21 protein-coding genes and 1 riboswitch are annotated in these 20,825 nt (G+C 46.9%); of the genes, 13 read left to right on the forward strand and 8 right to left on the reverse strand.

The window, feature by feature from the left end; translation table 11 throughout:
- The first annotated feature begins 167 nt into the window (after positions 1-167).
- The 6 genes from NK662_RS06055 (at position 168) to ahpF (ending at position 5,629) form a co-directional block, all read left to right on the forward strand.
- Complete coding sequence (locus tag NK662_RS06055) at positions 168-968, forward strand: alpha/beta fold hydrolase (protein WP_254758000.1); 801 nt, start codon at positions 168-170, stop codon at positions 966-968.
- Positions 969-1,004: 36 nt separating this feature from the next.
- Complete coding sequence (locus NK662_RS06060) at positions 1,005-1,991, forward strand: sensor domain-containing diguanylate cyclase (RefSeq protein ID WP_254758001.1); 987 nt, start codon at positions 1,005-1,007, stop codon at positions 1,989-1,991.
- 31 nt (positions 1,992-2,022) lie between these two features.
- A complete protein-coding gene (rluF, locus tag NK662_RS06065) occupies positions 2,023-2,775 on the forward strand; it encodes a 23S rRNA pseudouridine(2604) synthase RluF (RefSeq protein WP_438503595.1) in 753 nt (250 codons plus the stop codon).
- Positions 2,776-2,924: 149 nt separating this feature from the next.
- Complete coding sequence (locus NK662_RS06070; RefSeq protein WP_254758003.1) at positions 2,925-3,281, forward strand: DUF805 domain-containing protein; 357 nt, start codon at positions 2,925-2,927, stop codon at positions 3,279-3,281.
- A 242-nt stretch (positions 3,282-3,523) separates the two neighbouring features.
- Positions 3,524-4,087, forward strand: a complete 564-nt coding sequence (gene ahpC / locus NK662_RS06075; protein ID WP_254758004.1) for an alkyl hydroperoxide reductase subunit C — start codon at positions 3,524-3,526, stop codon at positions 4,085-4,087.
- A 12-nt stretch (positions 4,088-4,099) separates the two neighbouring features.
- Complete coding sequence (gene ahpF / locus NK662_RS06080; RefSeq protein ID WP_254758005.1) at positions 4,100-5,629, forward strand: alkyl hydroperoxide reductase subunit F; 1,530 nt, start codon at positions 4,100-4,102, stop codon at positions 5,627-5,629.
- Between the two features lie 172 nt (positions 5,630-5,801).
- Here the strand turns inward: ahpF and NK662_RS06085 are convergent, their stop codons facing one another.
- Entirely contained in the window at positions 5,802-7,301 is a 1,500-nt protein-coding gene (locus NK662_RS06085) for a malate:quinone oxidoreductase (protein ID WP_254758006.1), read from the reverse strand.
- A 301-nt stretch (positions 7,302-7,602) separates the two neighbouring features.
- Here NK662_RS06085 and exaC point away from each other — a divergent pair, with 301 nt between their 5' ends.
- The 6 genes from exaC to NK662_RS06115 all read left to right on the forward strand — a co-directional run bounded on the left by exaC (position 7,603) and on the right by NK662_RS06115 (position 13,510).
- Positions 7,603-9,123, forward strand: coding sequence for an acetaldehyde dehydrogenase ExaC (exaC, locus tag NK662_RS06090; RefSeq protein ID WP_254758007.1), 1,521 nt, complete (start codon positions 7,603-7,605; stop codon positions 9,121-9,123).
- Position 9,124: 1 nt separating this feature from the next.
- A complete protein-coding gene (locus NK662_RS06095; RefSeq protein ID WP_254758008.1) occupies positions 9,125-9,457 on the forward strand; it encodes a DUF779 domain-containing protein in 333 nt (110 codons plus the stop codon).
- A gap of 266 nt (positions 9,458-9,723) precedes the next feature.
- Complete coding sequence (locus NK662_RS06100; RefSeq protein ID WP_254758009.1) at positions 9,724-11,115, forward strand: hypothetical protein; 1,392 nt, start codon at positions 9,724-9,726, stop codon at positions 11,113-11,115.
- Between the two features lie 75 nt (positions 11,116-11,190).
- A complete protein-coding gene (locus tag NK662_RS06105; RefSeq protein WP_254758010.1) occupies positions 11,191-11,628 on the forward strand; it encodes a LytTR family DNA-binding domain-containing protein in 438 nt (145 codons plus the stop codon).
- A gap of 13 nt (positions 11,629-11,641) precedes the next feature.
- Entirely contained in the window at positions 11,642-12,070 is a 429-nt protein-coding gene (locus NK662_RS06110; RefSeq protein ID WP_254758011.1) for a DUF3021 family protein, read from the forward strand.
- Between the two features lie 138 nt (positions 12,071-12,208).
- Complete coding sequence (locus tag NK662_RS06115) at positions 12,209-13,510, forward strand: alpha/beta hydrolase family protein (RefSeq protein WP_254758012.1); 1,302 nt, start codon at positions 12,209-12,211, stop codon at positions 13,508-13,510.
- Between the two features lie 53 nt (positions 13,511-13,563).
- Here the strand turns inward: NK662_RS06115 and mmuM are convergent, their stop codons facing one another.
- From mmuM to NK662_RS23725, 7 genes are all read right to left on the reverse strand, one after another.
- A complete protein-coding gene (gene mmuM, locus NK662_RS06120; protein WP_254758013.1) occupies positions 13,564-14,496 on the reverse strand; it encodes a homocysteine S-methyltransferase in 933 nt (310 codons plus the stop codon).
- 29 nt (positions 14,497-14,525) lie between these two features.
- Entirely contained in the window at positions 14,526-15,263 is a 738-nt protein-coding gene (locus NK662_RS06125; RefSeq protein WP_254758014.1) for an amino acid ABC transporter ATP-binding protein, read from the reverse strand.
- Positions 15,260-15,982, reverse strand: coding sequence for an amino acid ABC transporter permease (locus NK662_RS06130; protein ID WP_254758015.1), 723 nt, complete (start codon positions 15,980-15,982; stop codon positions 15,260-15,262). Before NK662_RS06130 ends, NK662_RS06125 begins: the two co-directional genes overlap by 4 nt.
- A gap of 20 nt (positions 15,983-16,002) precedes the next feature.
- The gene (locus tag NK662_RS06135) at positions 16,003-16,614 is read right to left on the reverse strand and encodes a transporter substrate-binding domain-containing protein (protein WP_254758016.1); all 612 of its coding nucleotides are present in this window, start codon (positions 16,612-16,614) and stop codon (positions 16,003-16,005) included.
- 29 nt (positions 16,615-16,643) lie between these two features.
- Positions 16,644-16,823, reverse strand: coding sequence for a hypothetical protein (locus tag NK662_RS06140; RefSeq protein ID WP_254758017.1), 180 nt, complete (start codon positions 16,821-16,823; stop codon positions 16,644-16,646).
- Between the two features lie 279 nt (positions 16,824-17,102).
- Positions 17,103-18,467 carry an amino acid permease gene (locus tag NK662_RS06145; RefSeq protein WP_254758018.1) on the reverse strand — a complete coding sequence of 455 codons (1,365 nt, stop codon included), beginning with the start codon at positions 18,465-18,467 and terminating at the stop codon, positions 17,103-17,105.
- Between the two features lie 180 nt (positions 18,468-18,647).
- A riboswitch (glycine riboswitch) is annotated at positions 18,648-18,727 on the reverse strand.
- 105 nt (positions 18,728-18,832) lie between these two features.
- Positions 18,833-19,003, reverse strand: a complete 171-nt coding sequence (locus NK662_RS23725) for an IS3 family transposase (RefSeq protein WP_368736056.1) — start codon at positions 19,001-19,003, stop codon at positions 18,833-18,835.
- 918 nt (positions 19,004-19,921) lie between these two features.
- Here NK662_RS23725 and NK662_RS06150 point away from each other — a divergent pair.
- Positions 19,922-20,767 (forward strand): hypothetical protein, encoded by an 846-nt coding sequence (locus NK662_RS06150; protein WP_254758019.1) that lies wholly within the window; start codon positions 19,922-19,924, stop codon positions 20,765-20,767.
- Positions 20,768-20,825 lie beyond the last annotated feature (58 nt).

Here is a 20,825-nt window from a genome sequence, read left to right on the forward strand (position 1 = left end):
TATATGTGACAAAAATGTTACAGTCTGTTGTTCATTTTAATGAATTCCTTGCTCCCAGGCACTGTTGGTCGCCTCTACCAGTATGAATGCGGCTTCAATGATGTTATATTTATAATATGATTCAATGAATTAACTATCTTAACTACAAGCTATAAGGAGTGCGAGTTATGAACGAGCATATTCTCACACGTAATAATATAAGAATCAGCGGCAAAGGAACACAGCCGATCCTGTTTGCCCCTGGCTTCGGCTGTGACCAGAAAATGTGGCGGCTGGTGGCTCCTGCCTTTGAAGAGAAGTACAGAGTCATTTTATTTGATTATGTCGGTGCAACCCAAACCAATTTGGCCGCATATGATCCGGAAAAGTATGCCAAGCTCGACGGCTATGCCCAGGATGTGATTGATATTCTGGAGGCCATGGACCTGCAGGACGTGATTTTTGTCGGGCACTCAGTCAGCAGCATGATTGGCATGCTTGCTTCCATCCAGCAGCCGGAACGCTTCAGCCAGCTTGTCATGGTTGGGCCGTCTCCTTGCTATTTGAATGATGAAAGCTATGTGGGCGGCTTCAATCAGCAGGATTTGCACGGTTTGATTGAAATGATTGAACTGAATTATATTGGCTGGGCAAATGCCTTTGCCCCGATCATTATGAAGAATCCTGACAGCCCGGAGCTGGCTGCTGAGCTGGAGGAAAGCTTCTGTTCGACAGATCCGTTGGTGGCCCGCACCTTTGCCAGAGCGACCTTCTTCTCCGACAACAGAGCGGATCTGAAGAAAATTACAGTACCGACCCTGGTGCTGCAGTGCTCTGAAGATGCCATTGCACCAATTGAGGTTGGCTACTACATGCATGAGAACATCACAAACAGCGTGCTGAAGGTGATGAATGCAACTGGGCATTGTCCGCATATGAGCCACCCGGAAGAGACGAAGCAGCTCATCGCAGAATATTTGTCTGCTTGACTTCGATGAAATCTCAAAGGAATGTAGGTGAGGAATGTGGACGCCCGGCTGAAATTTGCCCCTTGCGGTTATCTGTCTTTGGCGGATGACGGCAGCATTTTGGCGCTGAATGAAACACTGCTGGAGTGGCTTGGCTACCCCTTGTCCGATTTGCAGGGGAAGCATGTGGATACCATCTTATCAGCCCCGGGTCGTCTGTTTTATCAGGTGTACTTTTTCCCCTTAATTCGGATGCACGGGACGGTCAAGGAGATGTATCTTTCTCTCCAGGCCCGCTCAGGCAAAAGCATCCCGGTGTTGATTAATGCGGTCCGCAAGGAATATGATGGTATTCTTTCAAATGAGTGTATTTTTACAAACATGACGCAGCGTTATGAGTTTGAACAAGGCCTATTGGCTGCCAAGAAGTCTGCTGAAGAAGCCACCCGCAGCAAGAATGAGGCAATTGCTGCCCTGGAATCCTTGAAGAAGGACTTGGAAGACAAGCAGCAGGAGCTGCTGAAGCTCAATGCACAGCTGCAAATCCTGGCAAAAACAGATGAGCTGACAGGTTTACAAAACAGGCGCAGCTTTCAAGAAAGCCTGGCTGACAATATTGAGCTCTTCAATCGGACAAATCGGCCGTTTTCCCTGCTGCTGCTGGATGTGGACCACTTCAAGCAAATTAATGACACCTTCGGCCACTCCACCGGAGATTTTGTGCTCAAGCAGATTGCCCAAGTCTTAATGCAATCCTGCCGTAAAATTGACACCGCCGCCCGTTATGGCGGCGAGGAATTTGCCATGGTTCTTCCCGATACAGACCAGGATGGTGCCGCAGCTGCAGCAGAGAGAGTCCGTTCCATGGTAGAGGCCTCCTGCTGGATCGAGATGCCTATTACAATCAGTATCGGCATTACCACGATGCTGCCCGGTGACCAGGAGAGACAGCTGCTCTCCCGGGCGGACCAGGGGCTGTACACCTCTAAAGAAATGGGGCGCAACCGCATTACGCACTCTGCCCACTTGCAGGCTGGAAGCTGAGCTTTCCGGCTTTTTGCCTTTCACTGAATATATGGTACACTGTCACTATCTATCTTTACTGAAGGACGTGTGTAGCTTGCGTATCAACAAATACCTCAGCGAGACCGGCTTGTCCTCCCGGCGGGGGGCCGACAAGCTGATTGCCGAAGGAAAAGTAACCATTAACGGCAGAACCGCCCAAATTGGCGACCAGGTCAACCCCGGTGATGATGTCCGCATCGGCGGTGCACCGGCCAAGGTGAATCATGAGTATGTATATATTGCTTTGAATAAGCCTGTCGGCATTACAAGTACAACCGAGCGGCATGTAAAAGGGAACATTGTTGACTTCGTCAATCATCCGCTTCGTATTTTCCATATTGGACGCCTCGATAAGGATTCAGATGGATTGATTCTGCTGACAAACGACGGAGACATTGTAAATGAGATTCTGCGTGCGGAAAACAAGCATGAGAAGGAATATATTGTAACAGTGGATCAGCCTGTTACACCCCAGTTTGCCAAAGCAATGTCCGAAGGAGTACATATCCTGGATACCAAAACGCTGCCCTGCAAGGTGGAGAAGCTCTCCAAGTATGTGTTCCGCATCACGCTGACACAGGGCTTAAACCGCCAAATCCGCCGCATGTGCCAGGCTTTGGGCTATAGTGTCGTGCGGCTGCAGCGCATCCGTATCATGAATATCCACCTTGGCAATTTGCCGGTGGGACAATGGCGTGACCTGACGAAAAAGGAGAAAACACAGCTTTTTCGGGAATTGAATTATAAGCCGAAGGAATGGTGAGGGACCTCTTGTTTTAGAGGTCTCTTTTTTGAGCTTCCCTCTGGCAAAAGTCAAAAATTCTGCCTGCCAAATGGCAATTTTTCTTCTGAAACCTCTCCCGTCCACATATGTTTAATACTGACAAGACATCAGAAGGGGGAGACATCACAATGAATTGGTATGTCAAGGTGCTTCAGAACTATGTTGGCTTTTCAGGCCGGGCCCGCCGGAAGGAATACTGGATGTTTGCCTTGGTCAACTTTATCATCGGCCTTGTTTTTGCTCTCTTAATGCAGGCTGCTGATGTGTTTGGACTCATTTCCAATCTATACAGTCTGGCTGTGCTTCTCCCATCCTTGGCAGTGAGCATCCGCAGATTGCACGATACCGGCAGAAGCGGCTGGTGGCTCCTCATCAGCTTAATTCCTATCGTCGGATTTATCGTGCTGCTGGTATTCTTCTGTCAGGACAGTCAATCCGGCGAGAATCAATACGGTGAGAATCCAAAAGCCGGTCTAAGCTACTAATATTTTTTTCATACCATGGCCCATGAAGTGATCCTTCATGGGTTATTTTCATGGATAATAGGGTACATTGCTAACAGTTTATGACAATTTCATGCTATTATGTAGACAAATTTTTGTGTATGGATACACAGACACTTGACGGGAGAATGAATCCTATATAATAATTAGAATTGAATTAGAATTATTATACTGTGACTTCTTCTACAGCTGTCACTTACTATCTCTAAGGAGGAATATATACTATGTTTCTAATCGGAACTGAAGTAAAACCATTTAAAGCATCTGCCTTCTTCAACGGCGATTTCATTCAAGTAACAGACGAAAACCTGAAAGGCAAATGGAGTGTAGTTTGCTTCTACCCTGCAGACTTCACATTCGTATGCCCGACTGAACTGGAAGACCTGCAAAACCAATACGCTGCGCTGAAGGAGCTTGGCGTGGAAGTATACTCTGTTTCTACAGACACTCACTTCACACACAAGGCTTGGCATGACAACTCCGAAGCAATCGGCAAGATCGAGTACATCATGGTTGGCGACCCTACTCACACAATTTCCCGCAACTTCAACGTACTGGTTGAAGAAGACGGCCTGGCTGCGCGCGCTACCTTCATCATCGATCCAGACGGCGTAATCCAAGCTATGGAAATCAATGCAGACGGCATCGGCCGTGATGCAAGCACACTGATCAACAAGATCAAAGCTGCTCAATACGTACGCAACAACCCAGGTGAAGTTTGCCCTGCCAAATGGCAAGAAGGCGCTGCAACATTGAAGCCAAGCCTTGACCTGGTAGGCAAGATCTAAGGAGAGTAAATCATGATACTAGATGCAGATATTAAAGCGCAATTAGCCCAATATCTTCAGTTGATGGAGGGCGATGTACTGCTGAAGGTCAGTGCAGGCGCAGACGACGTATCCCGTGACATGCTGGCTCTAGTGGACGAGCTGGCCAGCATGTCATCCCATATTAAAGTTGAACAAGCAGAACTGCCAAGAACGCCAAGCTTTAGTGTGAACCGTATCGGCGAAGATACAGGCATCACTTTTGCCGGCATCCCTCTTGGACATGAGTTCACTTCACTGGTTCTTGCTTTGCTGCAGGTGAGCGGAAGAGCGCCGAAGGCAGACCAGAAAGTAATCGACCAAGTGAAGAGCATTAAGGGTGAATACCACTTTGAATCTTATATCAGCCTGAGCTGCCACAACTGTCCTGACGTGGTACAAGCTTTGAACCTGATGAGCGTCCTCAATCCTAATATCACACATACTATGATTGATGGTGCGGCATTCAAAGAAGAAGTGGAACGCAAAGACATCATGGCAGTGCCGACTGTTTTCCTCAATGCCGAACCTTTTGGCAGCGGCCGTATGACGCTTGAGGAAATCCTTGCAAAAATCGGCACCGGCCCGGATGCTTCTGAATTCTCCGATAAGGAGCCATTTGATGTGCTCGTTGTCGGCGGCGGCCCTGCTGGTGCAAGTGCGGCAATCTACGCAGCCCGCAAAGGCATCCGTACAGGCATCGTTGCGGAGCGCTTCGGCGGCCAGGTTATGGACACAATGGGCATTGAGAACTTCATCAGTGTGAAATACACAGAAGGCCCCAAGCTTGTTGCAAGCCTGGAAGAGCACGTCAAGGACTATGGCATTGATGTCATGAACCTGCAGCGTGCGAAGCGCTTGGAGAAGAAGGATTTCGTTGAGCTGGAGCTGGAGAACGGGGCGGTGCTGAAGAGCAAGACCGTCATCCTGTCCACAGGCGCCCGCTGGCGCAATGTGGGCGTTCCCGGCGAAGCAGAGTTCAAGAACAAGGGTGTGGCTTACTGCCCTCACTGTGACGGCCCTCTGTTCGCAGGCAAGCGCGTAGCTGTAATCGGCGGCGGAAACTCCGGCGTGGAAGCAGCAATCGACTTGGCAGGCATCGTAAGCCATGTGACAGTTCTGGAGTTCATGCCTGAACTGAAGGCTGACGCAGTCCTGCAAGACCGCCTGTACAGCCTGCCGAACGTAACAGTTCTGAAGAATGTGCAGACGAAGGAAATTACGGGCACTGATAAGGTAAACGGCATTTCCTACATCGACCGCGCAACCGAAGAAGTGCACCATGTGGAGCTTGAAGGCGTATTTGTTCAAATCGGTCTTGTTCCAAACACAGACTGGCTGGGCGAAACGATAGAGCGCACTCGTTTCGGCGAGATCGTTGTAGACCGCCACGGCGCTACAAACATCCCTGGCGTGTTTGCTGCGGGAGACTGCACAAACAGTGCCTATAAGCAAATTATCATTTCTATGGGATCCGGTGCGACTGCCGCTTTGGGTGCATTCGATTATCTGATTCGGAACTAATAGAAAAGAAGCTGTCAGTTGGCCTGGCAGCTTCTTTTTTACTTCTCATCTATTGCACGAAGCTCCGGTTCTGATGGTGAACCGGAGCTTCCTTTTTCAAAGAAAAAGAATCTCCATTCCAGATTCAATTTCTTATTCTTATTGTGATTCTGCCTGATTCCGCATCAATCAGTCAGCTATAGACCGGCTTTTTTTCGCTTAATCCCAATGCCTCCGCTGTGGAAGTATGAATCTCCTGGAAGAACTCCGGATTCTTCTCAAGCGCCATGCCGTAGGAAGGGATCATCTCCATGATCTTCGCCTCCCATTCCTTCATGTGCTGCGGGAAGCATTTCTGCAGCACTTCCAGCATGACATGGACAGCCGTGGACGCCCCAGGGGAAGCGCCAAGCAACGCTGCCACGGAGCCGTCAGCCGCACTTACAACCTCCGTGCCGAATTGAAGCGTTCCCTTGCCCGCAGGCGTGTCCTTAATCACCTGCACGCGCTGGCCCGCCACCACAATGCCCCAGTCCTCGCTCTTGGCATTCGGAATGAATTCACGCAGCTCTTCCATGCGCTTTTCATGTGACAGCATGACCTGCTCAATCAGGTACTTTGTCAATGCCATTTCCTTCATGCCCGCAGCCAGCATCGTGAGCACATTATTCGGCTTCACAGAGCTGATCAGATCCAAGTTGGACCCCGTCTTCAGGAACTTCGGCGAAAAGCCGGCAAACGGCCCGAACAGCAAGGCCTTTTTATTATCAATATATCGTGTATCCAGATGCGGAACAGACATAGGCGGGGCCCCAACCTTGGCTTTGCCGTACACCTTTGCATGGTGCTGCTCCACAACCTTCGGATCGTTGCACACCAAGAACAGCCCGCTTACCGGGAAGCCGCCAATCTGCTTGGACTCAGGAATGCCCGTCTTCTGCAGAAGAGGCAGACTGCCGCCGCCGCCGCCGATGAAGACGAATTTGGCGGTATGATATTCTGTTGTACCCTTATGAATATCGTGTACCTTCACCTGCCACAGGCCATCAGAGGTACGCTTAATATCTTCCACACTATGCTTATAGTTGATTTCGACGTTTTGTGTTTTGAGGTGCTCAAACAGCATGCGCGTCAGGGCACCGAAGTTCACATCTGTTCCGGACTCGATTCTTGTTGCCGCAATCGGCTCATCCCCTGTCCGTCCTTCCATAATCAGCGGAACCCATTCCTTCAGCTTCTTCGGATCATCAGAGAACTCCATTCCTTGAAATAAAGGATTTGCTGAAAGCGCTTCAAAACGTTTTTTCAAAAACGATACGTTTTGCTCCCCCTGGACCAAGCTCATATGCGGAATTGGCATAATAAAGTCCTGCGGATTGCGAATGATGTTGTGCTTCACCAGATAGGACCAGAACTGTCTGGACAGCTGGAACTGTTCATTCACTTTGATGGCCTTGCCCACGTCTATGGAGCCGTCAGCCTTTTCAGTTGTGTAGTTCAGCTCGCATAATGCAGCATGGCCTGTGCCCGCATTGTTCCACTCATTGGAGCTTTCTTCCCCTGCCCCCGCGAGCTTCTCAAATACCTTAACTTCCCATTCCGGCGCCAGCTCCTTCAGCAATGCCCCCAGGGTTGCGCTCATGACTCCGGCACCAATCAAGATCACGTCTGTTCTCGTTTGTCTGTTGCTCATTTCTCCCATCCCTTATCCCCTAATTTTGCAGAAAATATCCTCTCTGCGCCAACCAAAGCCTACCTATAGTATATCAAAAATATTTGAAATATTGAAACGCCCACTATTACGATAGTTATAATCCATTTTTAACTACCGCCTTTCCCCAACTTTAAGCATATCAAAAAAAGATGAAAACTTCATTGAAAGCGGTTGCAAATTTATTAGAAAAGTAGCATGATAGATTCAAAGCTATTTTTGTCCAAAATGTGACAAAAGCTGATGGCATGACAAAATACATAATATTGGGAGGCACTGCAGCATGATCTATGCAAATCCGAACACAGAAGGCGCTTTTGTTCATTTCAAAGAGCAGTATCAGAACTTCATTGGCGGCGAATGGGTTGCACCTGTAAAAGGCCAATACCTGGATGTCGTTTCTCCTGTAACAGGTAAGGTGTTTACATCTGTCCCCCGTTCATCAGCAGAAGATATCGAACTGGCACTTGATGCAGCGCATGCAGCCAAGGCTGCATGGGGTCAAACAACTGTTGCTTACCGTGCACAGCTCTTAAATAAAATTGCGGACCGCATTGAAGAGAATCTGGAAATGCTTGCTGTTGCTGAAACCTGGGATAATGGAAAAGCAGTCCGTGAAACATTGAATGCCGACTTGCCTCTGGTAGTGGACCATTTCCGTTACTTTGCCGGTGTCATCCGCGCGCAGGAAGGCGGCATCAGCGAAATCAATGGCGATACAGTGGCTTACCACTTCCATGAGCCACTTGGAGTTGTCGGCCAGATTATCCCTTGGAACTTCCCAATCCTGATGGCTGCATGGAAAATTGCACCGGCATTGGCTGCAGGAAACTGTATCGTGCTGAAGCCTGCGGAGCAAACACCAGCATCTATCTGCGTGTTGCTTGAGCTGATTCAGGATCTTCTGCCAAAGGGCGTGCTGAATATCGTGCAAGGAACAGGACTCGAAGTAGGAAAGCCGCTTGCCACGAATCCGCGCATTGCCAAGATTGCATTCACCGGCTCTACAGCAGTAGGCCGTTCCATCATGCAATATGCAACGGAAAACATTATCCCGGTAACATTGGAGTTGGGCGGCAAATCGCCGAACATCTTCTTCCCGGATGTCATGGATGCGGATGATGAATACTTGGATAAAGCCATTGAAGGCTTCGTCCTGTTTGCACTGAACTCCGGCGAAGTTTGTACATGCCCTTCCCGCGCGTTAATCCATGAGTCCATCTACGATACATTCATGGAAAAAGTCATGGAACGTGTCAAAGCAATCAAGACCGGCAACCCGTTGGATACAGAGACCATGATGGGCGCGCAGGCCTCCAGACAACAGCTGGATAAAATCCTGTCTTATATTGAAATCGGCAAGCAAGAAGGCGCTGAACTGCTGCTTGGCGGTTACCAAAACAAGCTGGAAGGTGACTTGGCAGAAGGCTACTATGTGGCGCCAACCGTATTCAAGGGCCACAACAAGATGCGCATCTTCCAGGAAGAAATCTTCGGCCCGGTATTGTCCGTGACAACCTTCAAGGACTTTGAAGAGGCAATTGAGATTGCAAATGACACATCCTACGGCCTGGGTGCCGGTGTATGGTCCCGCAATGGCGAGATTGCTTACCGTGCAGGCCGCGCCATCCAAGCTGGCCGTGTATGGACAAATACATACCACCAGTATCCGGCGCACGCTGCGTTCGGCGGCTACAAGCAATCCGGCATCGGCCGTGAGAACCATTTGATGATGCTGAACCACTACCAGCAGACAAAGTGCATCCTGGTCGGCTACAACAAAGGGGCCATGGGCTTCTTCTAAGATGGACAAGGTCATCGCAACAGAGGCAGCGCAAGCCTTGATCCGGCAACTGCAGGAGCAGCACGGCAGCCTTATATTTGTTCATTCGGAGGGCTGCTGTGACGGGACTGCACCGCTCTGCACAACAGCAGACAGCTTCTACCTTGGCAGCCAAGATCAGCAAATAGGAGAGGTTCTGGGCGTGCCCTACTATATGCACACTTCAAACCTTTCCTATTGGCAGCATATGCAGATTATCATTGATGCAGTAGCCGGTATCGGAAATTCTTTTTCACTGGAAAGCGGAGAGAATAAGTCCTTTCTCCTCCGTTCCAAAAAGTTAAATGACGAATAGAAAAAACCCTCCGCTCTACATCAAAGCGGGGGGTTTTTCTCTGCATATAATGGCTGTTGAAATAGGCACTCCCTTCACCGCTCCTTCATATCAGTAGTATGGATGCCACTGTGAAGGAGATGAATCTAATGCACCAGACCCCGCGCATAAACGAAGGGATTAATCCTACAAATAAGCTTGTTTCAACACTAAAGGAACAAGGCTTCATTATCCAAGAAGGCGAGTTTAGATATGTAGACATACTGAAGCTGTGCAGTGAAGGAGGCGTGGACACGTGTCTAGGAAACCATGCAGGTGCTCCTTACGCCACCTGTTTTCTTCCGCCTGCCCCCGGCCAGCACCCATCTGAAGGGCAGGAGCCGCCAGTTGGATATAACCCGGATGACCCCGATAACAAGCCTGCCAATATAAACTTTGTTGGACCCGGCTTCACTTATAAGCTGCGCCCTGATGAAGCGATCGTTTTCGTTGGGAAGACTCCGCCGCCGGCTGTGTATTTTGCCTTTCGCAGCTATCTTGGCTTTATTGAAAACAAACCCGGGAAGGATTACAGTGGTACAGAGACTGCAGGAACTGCTGAAACAGGCTTCTATCACAGCGTTCTCGCCAGTCTGGGCGACCAATTGAATAACTTCAATATCCGCACCGCGGGAGGGCCTTTTGACAGCTCCACGGTTATCATCAGCACAGCCGACCAGGGTATCAATCAACAAATTCGTGATGCGCTGGCAGAAGCAGGCTTTGATCCAAGTATCATGAACAATGATAATATCCCGGCCGGTTTGGTGAATATGGGCTTGGAGAAGGGGCGGGATACCTTCTTATTCCTTATGAGGGCCGCTCTTTGGACAGATCCGGCTGCCGGTCAGCAGTATCTAAGTAACCTGAGCCAGTATATAAAAGTGTATCGAATCACACCAAAAACACTCCAAACAGATCTGAATCCCTGGCCAATTCCAAACCTTACGATCAAGGAAACAGGCTCTATGGAATTTCAGGCTATTCCTTACGCGAGACAAGAATTGGATTATCTCAGAAGCCGGATTCTCTCCAAATATGGGGGCAAAAATTTTCATTACACTGACCTGAACTTCAACCTAGCCATTCTAGAAAACTTTGAAGCCATCCTGAACGATGTAAACGTATGGGCAGACAACCGGGATGCACTCTACCTGCAATCAGACCTTTTTCAATTCACATCTGATGATGATTTTCTCATCCTGTATGGCGTGAACCACAAACAAACCGGAAAAGCGACCTTCTCCAACGCCAGCTTCTACGGGAATGAGCTCTTTAACGGTGTTGCTGTCGCAAATATAACAGGATTTCAGAACTCTGCAGCCGCCTTCTTTCCGGAAGGCTATGAAAATGAAAAGCTGTATTACGTATGCAAAATGGCAAGAAAAGCTGCCGGGGAAGGAATTGAAATACTTGTGCCGTACAGCATGGGCAATCCAAATGGAAAGGCTTACGGAGTTGATAACAACCAGGATGCCTCCATCATCTTTCGATTATATGTTGACCCAAGGACTTTGACGGGGCCGGCACCCTTTGATGTAATCTGGGACCGCGCAATTCTTTTCACCAAAAATAATCCGGAACGAGCTGCCTGCAAGGATATCATCGTTAAGGTTGCCGGTATGGAGATTCGGCTGTAAATGGCCATATACTCTTAATTTTATTCATTTGTTTTGATAAAATTAAGAAAACTGTTATTTTAACCGGGTGATGGGATGAAAATATCTATAGAAGAAATCAACAGAGAACTGGAAGAGGAAATTCTCATCCGGTGCCATGAAGTGGATGAGGAAATCCACGAGGTTGTGAACAAGCTGAAAACGGAAAGCTCGATTATCATGGGATATCAGAATGAGAAGGCCCACCGTGTGAAGCTGAGCGACGTGTATTACTTTGAAGCAGTAGATGGAAAGGTCTTTCTGTATGGCGAGGACAACGTATTTGAGGTCAAGCAAAAGCTGTATGAGCTCGAGGAATTGTGCAGGGGAAAAGGATGCTTTCGCGCATCCAAATCAACGATACTCAACATAGCCAAAATCTCAGCAATCTCCCCTTCCTTCAGCGGCAGGTTCGAGGCAGTGCTGGATAATGGGGAGCGCGCTGTGGTATCCAGACAGTATGTGCCTGTCCTCAAGAGCATGCTGGGATTGTAGGGGGGACGAGAACATGTTCGGATTCATACAAAAATTACTGAAGGATTTCTTAATGGTCTTCGCATCCATCATCGTCATCTTGACTGTTCTGCGGCAACTGTATCAGCCTGCCGTCGCCTTTGATTTGCATTCCATCTATATCATCATGGGCTTTTCCCTGCTGAGCGCGGCATTGGGATTCATTTCATATTCCTCCCGTCATGTAAGCGAGAGACATGCCCGTATGAGAATGCTCATTCATTTTCTTGCCCTGGAGGTTCTGCTGATTGCCCTTGCCATTGTATTGGACCTTGTGAACAGCACAGCAGAGGGGCTCATTCTAGCCCTGCAGATTGCGGTCATCTACGGCATCATCCGCCTGTTATCATGGAGAAAGGATCAAAAGGAAGCCCGGCAAATCAATGATAAGCTGCAGGCATTTAAGAAGGATCAGGCAATATAGCGGTAAGCCCTAAGGCTTATCGCTTTTCTTTTGCAGCTTACCTGCTTCAGAACGCAACTTACCGTTTTTCTATATACTTCCTTTTTGGAATTTCCTATGATGAATCCAGAAGAAATTCTTCAGAAGGAAGGGATAACTATGATGGGCCTTGTACTTTTATTGATTGCTGTAGCCTTTGAGGTTGCTTTCTCTGTTTACTGCTTTGCCACGAAGCAAAACCATACAAAAGCAAAGAATTGGGGGAGAATCGGAATCTTTGCTGTTTTTATAGTGCTGGCACTTTCGTCGGTGATTGTGTGGAGCCTCCGATGGGCTGTGCTGGGCCTGCTGCTTTTCCTGTTGGCGTTGAAGGCGGCAGTTTCCCTCATTCGTAACAAAACAAAAAAGTCATATAAACCCTCCGCAATTGCGTGGAAATCCATTGTGATGATAGCGGCTCTTATCTTTGCATGCATACCGGCGATTGTCTTTCCACAGCATACAGCATTGGCAGTGACAGGGAAATATAAGGTTGCCAATGCCACTTACACCTATACTGACAAAAACCGTGTGGAGGAATTCACGGATAAGGGGGGCAACAGATTCGTAAACGTAGAATTCTGGTATCCCGAACATGCAGACGGAACATACCCGCTGCTGGTGTTCTCACACGGCGCATATGGAATTAAGGCAAGCAACACCTCCACCTATAATGAGCTTGCCAGCCACGGCTATATCGTTGTTTCCATTGACCACCCGTACCACTCCTTTTTCACCCGCTCAGCGGATGGAACTGTAGCAACAATCAATACCGCATATAATCAGGAAATCACAAACATGAATAACGGTGTCTACTCAAAGGAAGAGCTTTTCCAGCTCACGCAGAAATGGATGAAGCTGCGCACGGATGATATGAATTTTGTCATTGATACAATCCTTGCAAAGGCCGGCAAGGACCGCGACCCGGTGTACCAGCACATTGACACAAAGAAAATCGGCGTGTTCGGGCATTCCATGGGTGCTGCAGCCAGTGTTTGGCTGGGCAGAGAACGCAAGGATATCAGTGCCGTTGTGAATATTGATGCCCCGTTCTTCAGTGAGCTTACTTATTCAAAGGAAACCAGTGATTTTGCCGTAAGCACCAAGCCTTACACCATCCCGCTCCTGAACATTTATTCTGATGATGTGTGGAATCAGCTTGAAAGCAACTCCCTGTATGCGGCCAATAAGTTGGATAACCCACAATTCAAGGAGGCTTATACAACTCACTTTAAGGGAGCAAAGCACTTAAGCCTGACTGATCTGCCATTCTTCTCCCCTGTCCTTGCGGATACACTGCAGGGCGGGAAAGCCGATATTAATCAGGAGTACTGCATCAAGACTGAGAATGAGTTAATTCTGAAGTTCTTTGATGAGAAACTGAAGGGAATCGGTCATTTCACTGCTGAAAAAACATACTGATTGCTGGATACACAGCAAAAAGAGGCCGAACTAATCGATAGTCCGGCCTTTTCTTATTTTCTAGCCCAGGATGCAATCCCTTCAATATCCTCGGGAGCGGTCCGGCAGCAGCCGCCAATCAGGGAGGCCCCGGCCTGATACCAGGATCGGGCATTAAAGCTGTTATCCGCTTCTGTGCCGGCTCCCCATGTCTTACTTTCCGCATCATACGCTTCGCCGGAATTTGGATATACAATGATTGGCTTTGCAGTGCGGCTCTTGATTTCTTGAATTAACGGTGAGATGTATCTAGGCGGTGTACAATTAATGCCAACGGCGGCTACCTGCTCCTCCCCATCCAGCCATGCCGCACAATCTGCTATCCTCTCACCGCTGCTGATATGCAGAGCATCCTTTGCACTGAAGGTGATCCAGGCATACACGCCCGGCAGCTCCTGCAGCACCCTGATAATGGCCTTGGCCTCCATTAAGCATGGAATTGTTTCACAAGCCAGGATGTCAGCTCCTGCCTCAATCAAGATTTTGATTCGGTCCCTGTGGAATGCCACCAGTTCATCCTCTGTCAGAGAATAATCTCCTCTATATTCAGAACCGTCTGCAAGAAATGCCCCATATGGCCCGACTGAGGCCGCCACCAACGGCTTAGGCCGGTCAGCCGGTGCACCTGCCTGTTCCCAAAACGCATCCCTTGCTTCCACTGCAATTCGAACCGATTCACCAATCAGATGCACAGCCTCAGCTTCCGTCAACCCCTTCTTCATATAGCCCTCAACGGTAGCCTGATAACTGGCAGTAATGGCACAATCCGCTCCCGCTTCAAAATAATCCATATGGACACGGCGGATTATATCCGGATTCTCCATCAGCACCTTTGCCGACCAAAGGCTATCATTCAACTCACAGCCGTGGCTCTCCAGCTCTGTGGCCATCGCCCCATCAAGAATCAGAATAGGAAACCTGTCCAGAACCTGTGTGATCGGATTCATCGTCTGCCACTCCTTCCATGCTTCTCAACTTACAGCCGCAATGCCTTGCTTACGAATTGTCTTGTACGCTCCTGAACAGGATTCGTAAAAATTTGTTCGGCCGTCCCCGTTTCCACAATTCTTCCGTCCTCCATAAATACAATTTGATCCGCAATTTCACGGGCGAATTGCAGCTCATGCGTTACAATGAGCATTGTATTTCCTTCCTTTGCAACCTGTTGGATGACCATAAGCACCTCATTCACCAGCTCAGGATCGAGGGACGAAGTCGGTTCGTCAAACAGGAGCACCTCCGGCTTCAAAGCAAGGGCCCGGGCAATTCCAACCCGCTGCTGCTGTCCCCCGGAGAGGTGGGACGGATAATGGTGAAGCCTATCCTGCAGCCCCACCTTCTCAAGGATGCTGATACTGGTTTCCCGCGCTTCCTTCGGGTTTACTTTTTTTACATCCGTCAGGCCAATCATGACGTTTTGCAGCACTGTCAGATTCTTAAACAGATTATACTGCTGAAACACCATTCCGGTGGATATTCTGAGGGCCTGTATCTCCGCCTTGCTTGCAGCTTCCACATCCACCCTCTTCCCTTGAACCTCAATGATGCCGCTGGTGGCAGGCTCCAGGAAGTTGATGCTGCGCAGCAGGGTGGACTTGCCTGACCCGCTTGGCCCCAAAATGGCAACAACCTTTCCCTGCTGTACAGTAAGATCAATACCCTTCAGCACATGATGCTGGCCGAAATACTTATGAAGCTTCTCTAATTGAATCATGAAGCAGCACTTCCTTCATATCTGCGGGCACGCTTTTCCACTCTGACAAGCAGCGCCTCAATCAAAATGCAAACGATCCAATAAATGAGGGAAACCGCAATGTACACCTCAAAGAAAGCAAGTCCCCTGGAGCCCAGAATCTTCGCCTGTCCCATCACATCAATGACACCAATAATGAAGACAAGGGAGGTGTCCTTAATCGTGCTGATCAGCACATTGCCGAGGTTTGGGATTGCCACAACCCAAGCCTGCGGCAAAATGATTTTCATCATCATGCTGGCAGGGCTCATGCCGATTGCTTTGGCAGCCTCGAATTGCCCGCGGTCAACGGACTCAATTGCTGAACGTATAGTTTCCGACAGGTAGGCACCCAGGTTGACTGAGAATGAAAGCAGCGCGTAAAACTCAGGTGCGATCACGTTAACATCCAACCCCTGCAGCCAGCCATATTCTGTTTGGCAGAAGTAAATCAGTTTGGGTATCCCGTAAAAGACGAGATAGATCTGCACGAGAAGCGGTGTTCCTCTGACAAAGGATACATAACAGGCGGAAATTTGCTTCAGCACCGGTATCTTGTATATTTTAATAAGTGCCGTCAGCAGCCCGATAAGCAGCCCAAGAGCCATAGAGCCAATGGCAATTGCTAGGGTGACAGGCAATTGGGCTGCAATGACAGGAAAGCTCTTTACAATGAATCCAACATCCAATAATTTTTCCATTTCAAATTCCCTCTTAATCCTTATTTAGGAATATACTCGCCCTCTGTCCACTTCTTGGATAGCTTTGCTAAGGTTCCATCTTCCTTCATTTTCTTCAGAACAGGATCAATGAGGCCCTGTAGCTCCTTGCCCTGCTCGTCCTTCTTAAAGACGATTCCCATGTTGTCGCTCACCAAAGGCTCACCGACAATATCCAGCTTCAGGTTCTGCTTCTTGATGACGGCCTTTGTCATAATAGGATCGTTCACATAGGCATCCAATCGGCCGTTTTGTACATCCTGCAGAATCTCAGCCGGACTTCCGTTCTCACTGTACTTTAAGATGATATCGTTATCTGTCTTCTTATTGTAATCCTCCAGCAAAAGTGTGTAGGAATCTCCTGATACAGCACCGACCTTCTTGCCTTCCAAATCCTTCAGGGTCTGAATATCCTTTCGGCCGGCCTTTGTTACGATAACTGTTTGAGCGGCGAAGTAAGATTGATCTGTAAATAAGTATTTTTGCTGGCGCTCAGTTGTCTTTGCCACCTGGTCTGCCACAGCCTGAATTTTGTTCGATTCCAGCGCAAGGAACATACTGTCCCAAGGTGTTGCCACGAACTTGAAGGTGTAGCCATCCAGTCTCTTGTCCACTTCCTTCATCACCTCGACATCATAGCCGGTCAGGTTATTTTTTCATCCGCAAAGGCAAACGGAGGATAATCATTTTGTGTTCCTACAAGGATTACCTTTTCTTTTGTAGTTGTGGATGCTGCTTTTTCTTTGGATGAGCAGCCGGCCATCATTCCGGTCATCCCGGCCAATGCGATGCCTGCCATGAGCAATTGAGATGTTTTTTTCATTTTCAAGCCCCTTCACTTCAGAATATGTACCCTCTTGTGCCAACCCTGAGAATCTGGCATTTCTTAACAGCAGTCCGAGAATAATATTTTAATTATAACGAATGGGATCCTGAATGCAATATACATTTCGAATAGTCAGTCTAATCACAAGTGTAGCTCCTCATGCCCCGGCATCGGCTACCCTGCAAATACCAGTCTGTCTTCCTATTCATATAAATAAGAAAGTGCTGCCATCATATATAGTGGCAACACTCTCTTATTTCATCCATTACTGTTTATCTACGCTGACAATTTTATCTGTCTCTGTTTTTTTCCTCTATATGCGTGCAAAGCAAACAGTAGAATAAACCATAGAGGCGTCAGTAAAAGGGCGGGTCTTGTAGCTTCCGCAAACAGCATAACAATCAGAATGACAGCAAACAATCCTAGAACAGCATAATTCATAAATGGTGTAAATGGTGCTTTGAACTTTGATTTTGCCTGTAAATCCGGACGTGTTTTCTTATATCTAACATGGCAAACCAGGATGACGCCCCAAACCCAGATAAAGCAGATGGCACTGATGGTTGTAACAATTCCAAAGGCTTGCTCCGGAATGAGTTTGCTCAACAGGGCACCACCTGATAAAACGAGAGTAGAGATCAACAACGCATTCCCTGGTACATGATTTTTATTCAGCTTGGCAAAGCTTGCCGGCCCCTGGCCATTACTGCTTAAGGTATATAGGATTCTGCTTGTTGAGAACATCCCGCTGTTGCAAGCAGAGGCAGCCGAGGTTAAGACAACAAAATTAATGATTCCCGCAGCAATTGGAACTCCCACCAGGCTGAATGTTTTCACAAAGGGGCTTTCACCTGCATGCAATGCTGTCCACGGGCTGATGCATAAAAGAATGATTAAAGAACCCACATAGAAGAAGAGAATTCTTAACGGAATTTTATTAATTGCCGATGGGATGCTTTTTTCCGGATTGGATGTCTCTGCCGCCGTCACACCCACCAATTCCATGCCGGTAAATGCAAACACAACCATTTGGAAGGAAAGCAGGAAGCCTGTAGTTCCGTTTGGAAACAACCCGCCATGAGCCCAAAGGTTCTTTACGGAAACTATCCCTGAGTCTGTCTTGAATCCAATCACCAGCAGAATAATGCCAACGCTGATCAGTGCAAGAATAGTAATTACCTTTACCAAAGCAAACCAGAATTCCAATTCTCCAAAGAGCTTCACCGTTAATAGATTCAGGCCCAATAATATCATCAAACAGATGATGGCAGGTACCCATTGTGGGATATGGAACCAATATCGTACATATACACCAACCGCAATCACATCAGCCATTGCAGTCATAATCCAACAAAACCAGTATGTCCATCCGGTTACAAACGCTGCACGCGGTCCCAGGTAGTCCTCTGCAATGTCGGTAAAAGATTGATAGCCCGCTTTGGACAGCAGGAGCTCTCCCAGCGCCCTCATGATGAAAAAGCAGGCGATGCCTACAATGAGATAGGCCAGTATAATAGATGGTCCTGCCACCTGTATGGCTTTACCAGATCCTAAGAACAATCCGGTGCCAATGGTTCCGCCAATTGCTATCAGTTGGACGTGCCTGTTTGCTAAATCTCGTTTTAATTCTTGCTGTGCCAATTTGAATTCCTCCTACATCCATTGTGGTGCCAGTTTAAATGCGAGATAATCCAACATCTAAATGGCCTTCTAGCTTCCTGGACAATAAAAAAAGAGATTGGATGCTCTCCAATCTCGTGGTCATAAGAATAACAAATAATACCTGTTCCACTGGAAATTCCAGCACAACAAATATATATTCAGTACTCTTCTGTCCTTTTGCCTGAGATTGTGAACCCTTCGGCGCCGCACATGCATGCGGTCTCTCCAGAAGCTGCTCCTGCTATAGTGTGATCCATAGCAATCATAGCTTGTTGCTTATTCAGTTTTTCACAAGGAATAACTATTGTTCAATACTCTAATGTTATTTAGGTATCTTGTCAATATTAAAATATAAAACTTGTCTCCATTTTGATGGGATAGACATCGGCCTTTTCCATAAGCCGTTGTACACGCTTGGGGCCAACCACCTCGTCCTGTGGCATTAAAATCGGCTGAATTTTGGGCAACTGATAATGCTTTTTGCCCTTCCGATAAATCTCCGAAATTTGTTTTATATACGCCTTCTGTCATTGGTAGAAAACCCAGTATTTGGTATAACATTCCCTTGCCTATTGCTATACCCGCTCCGACAGCTCAATTTCCGTTACTTTCTCGCGAATATAACCATGCTCCTTTTTTGGAATTACATTTTTTTCTTTCAAATGAGCAATTTACTTTCAAAGGTTCTTTGCGTCCTAAAGAACTATTAGTTCTTTCTGGGGATCCCCCAATTGGGGAAAACTGCTTAATCTACTTGTATAATGCATATTCTGAAACACTATATTCGTCCACTAACTATTTGACTGAACTGCCTGCACAATATAACTCCACAATGGTTTTCTTGAACCCCCCGTTGTAATGCTCCCACTGCACTTTAGACATATCCTTTCTGTCATTCATTGTACTAATCTCACAATGATTTTTCCATGGAACTATAATAATTCTACTATAGTATTAAGAACAACTGTTTATCTAAATTGCGGGGGAACTATTTTAACATCAGCTTTGGATCCCTGACCTATTTTTATTGAAAACTCCAAGACAAGTACGGTTAGGGCAAACATCCTCATTCCATCCTCCATTACATCTGAATATATCCCCACTTTTAATAATTTAAAATAGTTTGAACCTGATATATCTTCAAGGTTCCATCCACTCTTTTCTCCTTTTTCTAAACAGTCTGTTTAAAACACTGAAAGTATGTAAATAATCACCTATAGAAGTGCATTAAAATCATTTTTGATTATATTCAAATAACTACTTTAATCCAAAGTTTCAAGAAATAAGAGGTGAAATGACTATGAATGTCCTAACTTGCGGCAAACCGTATATTTTCTCCCGCAGACAAAAAAAGTCACAGGGATAACATTCCTTTTTAGGACTTTGAATGTCTCCACCTTTGGTCTTTTGAATAAAAAGGAGGATTTTCACAAATGTACTATCCCAATACTATTGAAAAAATTTGTTATGATGAAAAGCACATAGAGGGCGTTGTTGAAGAAATTAAGGTGAATTTCCCTTCCTATTTTGAGCGATGTATTGAATTTGAAGAGGGCTCTGAAATTTCCCTATTGGCAGGGCAAACGGAAAAAACGGCAGAGGTTGGCTGTGGAAGTGCTGTGAAAATGAAGGTAAGGAACATCCGTCAGATTCTAACTGAAATAATGACCAAGGGGATTGAAAAGTTCAATAGGGGCCGTCTAGGCTATCTTGAGTTATTGAATATTGAAGCCCTTGAAGAATTTGAGGACAGTCCTGCCGTTTTCAAAAGTGCTTTATGGCGGGAATGTCGAATCATTCAAAAATCATTGATGAGCAAGTCAAAAGAGCTTGATAAGTTTCAGAGGGATTTTAATTTAGCCAATCCTAATGATTTATTGACAGTCTGCCGAAATATATCCACCTTTTCTTCCTGGTACACTGAAGAATTTAACGATGTTGATTACGATTCGCTAAAGGGATTGGCAAGTTTAAAGTTAAGTAAGCTAGATACAGAGGAATACACAGTTGTAAGAGTACTTGGTGGCGGAATTAAAAGTCAATTCCTTCATAAATTACAACCTTCCTATTTTCCTTATCGCTCAAAGGAGGCAATTTGGGCTCTCTGGTATTTAACTAATCAGAAGGACTTCGATTGCAAGGAGAAATCGCAGTTTTTAATGATCAGTAAGGAGAAATCAGCTATAACCCAAAATTACTTCTATCCTTATGAATTATTTGGATACTATGCATACCAGGTTTATCTGCTGTTGAAGAAAGAGGTGTTTAATGCAAAATAAAAGTACAGACTATTGCAAGGGATTTGTACATAGTACGAGTGCATAAAAAAAGGCTTGC

This window comes from Ectobacillus ponti (assembly GCF_024294785.1).
In the GTDB taxonomy this organism is placed as follows: domain Bacteria; phylum Bacillota; class Bacilli; order Bacillales; family Bacillaceae_G; genus Ectobacillus; species Ectobacillus ponti.

Excerpts from the sequence above, each read along its gene's own strand:
- NK662_RS06055 (WP_254758000.1), top strand. The coding sequence starts at position 168 with ATGAACGAGCATATTCTCACACGTAATAATATAAGAATCAGCGGCAAA.
- ahpF (WP_254758005.1), top strand. The coding sequence starts at position 4,100 with ATGATACTAGATGCAGATATTAAAGCGCAATTAGCCCAATATCTTCAG.
- NK662_RS06115 (WP_254758012.1), top strand. The coding sequence starts at position 12,209 with ATGATGGGCCTTGTACTTTTATTGATTGCTGTAGCCTTTGAGGTTGCT.
- mmuM (WP_254758013.1), bottom strand. The coding sequence starts at position 14,496 with ATGAATCCGATCACACAGGTTCTGGACAGGTTTCCTATTCTGATTCTT.
- NK662_RS06150 (WP_254758019.1), top strand. The coding sequence starts at position 19,922 with ATGTACTATCCCAATACTATTGAAAAAATTTGTTATGATGAAAAGCAC.
- NK662_RS06070 (WP_254758003.1), top strand. The coding sequence starts at position 2,925 with ATGAATTGGTATGTCAAGGTGCTTCAGAACTATGTTGGCTTTTCAGGC.
- NK662_RS06085 (WP_254758006.1), bottom strand. The coding sequence starts at position 7,301 with ATGAGCAACAGACAAACGAGAACAGACGTGATCTTGATTGGTGCCGGA.
- NK662_RS06125 (WP_254758014.1), bottom strand. The coding sequence starts at position 15,263 with ATGATTCAATTAGAGAAGCTTCATAAGTATTTCGGCCAGCATCATGTG.
- NK662_RS06140 (WP_254758017.1), bottom strand. The coding sequence starts at position 16,823 with ATGAAAAAAACATCTCAATTGCTCATGGCAGGCATCGCATTGGCCGGG.
- exaC (WP_254758007.1), top strand. The coding sequence starts at position 7,603 with ATGATCTATGCAAATCCGAACACAGAAGGCGCTTTTGTTCATTTCAAA.
- NK662_RS06130 (WP_254758015.1), bottom strand. The coding sequence starts at position 15,982 with ATGGAAAAATTATTGGATGTTGGATTCATTGTAAAGAGCTTTCCTGTC.
- rluF (WP_438503595.1), top strand. The coding sequence starts at position 2,023 with ATGGTACACTGTCACTATCTATCTTTACTGAAGGACGTGTGTAGCTTG.
- NK662_RS06110 (WP_254758011.1), top strand. The coding sequence starts at position 11,642 with ATGTTCGGATTCATACAAAAATTACTGAAGGATTTCTTAATGGTCTTC.
- NK662_RS06095 (WP_254758008.1), top strand. The coding sequence starts at position 9,125 with ATGGACAAGGTCATCGCAACAGAGGCAGCGCAAGCCTTGATCCGGCAA.
- ahpC (WP_254758004.1), top strand. The coding sequence starts at position 3,524 with ATGTTTCTAATCGGAACTGAAGTAAAACCATTTAAAGCATCTGCCTTC.
- NK662_RS06105 (WP_254758010.1), top strand. The coding sequence starts at position 11,191 with ATGAAAATATCTATAGAAGAAATCAACAGAGAACTGGAAGAGGAAATT.